This is a genomic window from Mucilaginibacter sp. (genome assembly GCF_028288105.1).
GTDB lineage: Bacteria > Bacteroidota > Bacteroidia > Sphingobacteriales > Sphingobacteriaceae > Mucilaginibacter.
Window position 1 is genome coordinate 1 of sequence record NZ_JAQBOI010000122.1, and the last position, 5,318, is coordinate 5,318.

The 5,318-nt window shown below is 41.3% G+C and carries 3 protein-coding genes; all 3 read left to right on the forward strand.

Going from position 1 to position 5,318, the window contains the following annotated elements; genetic code table 11:
• On the forward strand, positions 1-990 hold a 990-nt coding region (locus tag JWQ85_RS08355; RefSeq protein WP_299466789.1), incomplete at its 5' end, for a hypothetical protein.
• Between the two features lie 170 nt (positions 991-1,160).
• A complete protein-coding gene (locus JWQ85_RS08360; RefSeq protein ID WP_299466792.1) occupies positions 1,161-3,713 on the forward strand; it encodes a galactose oxidase in 2,553 nt (850 codons plus the stop codon).
• Positions 3,714-3,812: 99 nt separating this feature from the next.
• Positions 3,813-5,318: GH92 family glycosyl hydrolase (locus JWQ85_RS08365; RefSeq protein ID WP_299466795.1), on the forward strand; the 1,506-nt coding region annotated here is incomplete at its 3' end.

The following is a 5,318-nucleotide window of genomic DNA, read 5'->3' on the forward strand; positions in this document are numbered from 1 at the left end:
TCTTTTGTTACCGATACCACCGGGATCTGGGATCCGGTTATCGTCAATAAGATCATTCCGCAACTAAGGCAAGTGGCATACGATGAAAACACCGAGATCTTAGATATGCACTCGCTTCTGATTAATATGCCGGAATTGTTTCCCGACAAAATCCATCCGGATGCAAAAGGATCGGGCATTATGGCTAAGCGTTTATATGATCAGATCATTATAAAAAGAGATGCTGGCTATGATATTTTCAACCATATAAAAGAACCTAAACAGGTATCCTCATTTTACGGTTACCCCTGTGCCGATTTTATGCTTAACGGAAGACAATGCAAGGTAGTAAAGCCTAAACAGGTTGCTAAAAACCACCCGTGGATATGGCGCGCGCGTTTCTGGGGGCACGAACCACAAACCGATATTGCATTGCTGGAGCGCGGCTTCCATGTTGTGTATTGTGATGTTGCCGAGCTGTTTGGAAACAAGGAGGCAATTGACCGCTGGAATAACTTTTATGTCCTGCTGGAAAAAGCTGGTCTGGCGAAAAAAGCCGTTATGGAGGGTATGAGCAGGGGAGGTGTATATGTGCTGAACTGGGCCGCCGTTAACCCACAAAAGGTAGCTTGCGTTTATATTGATAACCCGGTTTTAGATTTAAAGACCTGGCCTGCGGGATTAGGACGAAACCCAGCTTCCGCAGATGAGTTTAAGCAATTTAAGGCCGATTATAACTTGGAAACCGACGAACAGGTGAGGAACTTTAAAGGAAGCCCTTTGGATAAGGTAGCAGAAATTGTTAAAGGAAAGTACGCTATACTGATACTTTGCGCCGACGCAGATGAGGCCGTATCCCCCGAAGAAAATACCTATTTGTTTGAGAAAAAAGTAAAAAGCCTGAACGGTAATATCACAGTAACACACAAGCCCGGTTTTAAACATCATCCTCATAGTTTGCCGAATCCCGAGCCTATAATTGATTTTATACTTCAAAATACCGCACTGTAACGTAGGCCCTTCAACTCTTTTTTTGGCATTGTCTGTTAACGCTTGAATGTAAAGTGTTTTTATTGTAATTTAGTCTTTGTGTCATTTAACTTAATTAATGTTTTCTGGCCTGATTTATAAACTATACTACGGGGTACTTAAGTGTTAATGCTTAATGTATGCTTATCAACATGAGATTTTTTTTATCGGGAACTATTGCGGTTATTTTATTAAATATCCTTTTCATATTGCCAGCCAATGCGCAATCGTATGGACTTGGATTTAATAGCCACGAAGTAGTTCAGGATAAACGCACAACCTTAGCGCTAAACCTGGATAACATTCCGCAGAAAGATAATCTTGAAGTTTGTTTCGATCTCTCTTTTATCCCCAACCACGAAATTTATTTTGGCTATATATTAAGGCTTATTAGCGATGATAAGCAGAATATAGACCTGGTATATGATAATCAGGCCAATACCCGACATTTTAAAATAATTATAGGCGAGCGCCTTTCAAAAATATCATTTAATATTGATGAAAAGCCCTTGTTTCAGCGATGGAACAAGCTAAGGTTACTTATCGATTATAAGAATGATAAGATCACCGTATTCAGTGGCCGCGAATCGTATACCGAATCGGGTGTTCACCTGAAACAGGCTAAAAACTACAAACTGCTTTTTGGCGCCAATGCCTACCGTCAGTTCCAAACAACAGATCTTCCCCCGCTAAAGTTAAGAGATGTAAAAGTCCTTCAAACCGGCAAATTATTATCCAACTGGCCGCTTAACGAGGGGCAGGGTAACATAGCCAACGAAACCGTGAACCAGAATAACGGGGCTGTAACAAATGCCTTATGGATAAAATCACGGCACCGTAACTGGCAATTAGAAAAAGAATTAGCCGTGCCCGGCGACGCCAGTATAGCTTTCGACCCGGCAAATGAGACAGTTTACATAGTTACACAAGATTCGCTTGTAACTTATTCCACAAATGCAAGGCCCCAGGTAAAAAGTACGGCATACCTTTCGGGCAGGCAGGCGCTGGTGCCCGGTAACCAGTCTATCTTCATCAACAATAAGCTGTATTACCTGTATATCGATCAGATGGCTGTTGCTACCTACGATCTTAAAGAGAAGCGGTGGAACAAGGCCTTTAAAAATATTGCAACCAACAACGGGCATTTAAATAAATTTGCCTGTAAAACCGATAGCAGCATATACACTATTGGCGGCTACGGGCAATTGATATACAAGGATAGCGTTAAACGCTATAATTACATAACTAATACATGGCAAAAAGTAAAGGTTAAGGGCGATACATTTACCCCACGTTATTTGGCCGGGCTGGGTGCTAATGCCACCGGCGATACTGCTTATGTTATAGGTGGCTACGGAAGTGCGTCAGGCCAGCAAATTGTGAACCCACGTAATCTGTATGATATGATGCGGTTTTCGGTTAAAGACCAGTCCTTTAAAAAGCTATTTACCATCGATGTAAAAAAAGAGGATTTTGTATTTGCCAATTCCTTAGTTATTAATGATAAAGAAAAGTCATACTATGGGCTTATATTTCCGCAGCACAAATTTAATTCGAACCTGCAGCTCATTCAAGGCTCATTAAACCAGGCGGCTTATAAATTGGTAGGTGATACCATTCCTTACAAATTTCACGATATACATGCCTATGCGGATATGAGCTATTTTCCGCATAGCAGCAAGTTTTTAACCGTTACCCTGTTTAAGGAGAATGATCAAACAAGAATAAAGATCTATTCACTGTTAGGCCCCCCGGAGCCGTTGGTTAATCAGGTAGCACAAACCAGCCCTCCAAATTACTTTTTGTGGATAGCTATTTGTGTTATTGCATCGGCAATACCAGTTTACATAATTATCAGCAGGCGTAAAAAGCAGGTGGTGGCCACACATACGCTAGCAAAACCCATTGAAGTATCAGCTATAACTATTCCATCTGCCGGGTTGGAGGAGGAGTTAATTGATGATGTTGCCAGGAACCAGAGTAATACGAACGCTATATTTTTATTTGGCGACCTCCAGCTTTTTACCTGCGAAGGCAACGAGATCACTAAATACTTTACCCCATTATTGAAGGAACTGTTCCTGGTGATATTGCTGTACTCTGTAAAGTTGGGCAGGGGCGTAAGTTCCGAAAAGTTAAATGAGATACTTTGGTTTGATAAATCAGAAAAAAGCGCGCGTAACAACCGTTCGGTAAATATTGCCAAGTTGAAATCACTGCTTGATAAGATGGGATATTGCCACTTATCAAAAGATACCGGCTATTGGAAAATAGAGATCGATTATAATATCATCTCGGTTGATTATCATAACTATCTAAACATTGTATCTAACAAGAACAAACTAAATAAACAGAAGATACTACAGCTTACGCATATCACCCAAAGGGGCAATTTCTTATCAAACATTGAATATGAATGGCTCGATGGTTTTAAATCCGAAGTATCTAACGAGATAATTGACTCTTATATTCAGTTTGCAAACAGCATACAGGTAGCCGACGACCCCGAGTTTTTGATAAAACTGGCTAATGATATCTTTTACTTCGACCCGGTTAATGAGGAAGCCATGATCTTGAAGTGCAAAGCTTTGGCACATATTGGCAAACACTCACTTGCCAAACATGCTTTCGAGAATTTTAACAGGGAGTACAAAGCCATTTATGGTGAAGCCTTTGAGCGCGATTTTCATTCAATTCTTGAATAATTCTGTTACAATAGAAATTTATTGCCCAATTAATGAATTATTAATAATTCATTAAGCCAAAAATCCAAATTTGATGTTATAAACCAATAAACATCATCAATGGTTACCAATTTTTCCCGGTTATTAAGGTCGGTAGTTTTATGTGCCTTATATAGTAGTGCCTTTACAGGCATAAGTTACGCGCAAACAAATGCCGATGGCAATTTAGCGTACATCGATCCGCATATCGGTAATGTTGGGCAGTTGCTGGAGCCCACCCGGCCAACTATGCACCTGCCTAATCAAATGATAAGGATGTATCCTTTAAGAAAAGATTACATCGATGATCAGATCTCCAGCTTCCCGCTTAATATGGTTTCGCACAGGCTGGGCGAGGTATTCTCTATAAAGCCCGATAACCTGCCGCTTACCGCAGCATCGTGGAACCAGAAAATGCCATATGACCATGATCTGGAAGTGATAAGGCCATGGTATTATTCAACCTACCTTATTAAAAAGGATATTACGGTAGAGTTTACTCCCGGCAAAAAAGTGGGGATGTATAAGTTTTCCTTCCCTGCTAAAAGCCCGTCAAAAAGTATCCTGTTTGATACTTATAACAATGGTGGAACCAATTGGAGCTTTACCAATGGCAACGAAATGGTGGGTATGGAAACCTATCATGACGATATTAAGGTTTATGTATACGGGCGTTTCAATACAAAAGGAACTGCCGGCATAGTACAAAATAGAACCTTATCAAATCAAACTTCTGCAGATGGGAAGGGCGTTAAATCGTTCATCACATTTGCTGCCGGTACACCGGATGTTATAGAGTTTAAATACGCTATATCATACATAAGTCCGCAGCAGGCAAAGCAAAACTTCAAGAATGAATTTACCGGAGTTGAGTTTGCCGCTTTAAGACAAGCGGGTAAAAATGCCTGGGCAAAAATAGTAAACCAGATCCAGGTAGAAGGCGGGACAAAAGCACAGCGACGTTCGTTTTACACGGCCCTGTACCGCAGCAACGAGCGTATGGTAAACATAAACGAGGATGGCCACTACTACAGCGGTTATGATAAAAAAGTACATGATAGCAACAAACCTTTTTATGTAGATGACTGGGTTTGGGATACCTACCTGGCGCTGCACCCGTTAAGGGCAATTTTGAACCCGGCTATGGAGTCGGATATGCTGAACTCTTATGTGAATATGTACCAGCAAAGCGGCTGGATGCCTACATTTCCGGTTTTGTTTGGCGATAACCCCTGTATGAATGGTTTTCATTCAACTGTTATGTTTTTGGATGATTACCGCAAAGGCATCCGCGGATTTGATATGGAGAAAGCCTATGAAGGCATCCTTAAAAACGCTACACAAGCTACCATGCTGCCATGGGAGAATGGGCCTAAATGCGAACTGGACGATTTTTATCATACCAAAGGTTATTTCCCTGCGCTAAAAATAGGCGAAAAGGAAACTGTGGGTCTTGTTCACTCATTCGAGAAAAGGCAGGCCGTTGCGGTAACGCTTGGTAGTAGTTATGATGACTGGGCGGTTGGCGAACTGGCTGCCGAGCTGAAGAAACCAAACGATGAGGCTACATTTTCTAAACGCGCGTTA

Coding starts and splice junctions, on each gene's coding strand:
- JWQ85_RS08360 (WP_299466792.1), top strand. CDS start 1,161: ATGAGATTTTTTTTATCGGGAACTATTGCGGTTATTTTATTAAATATC.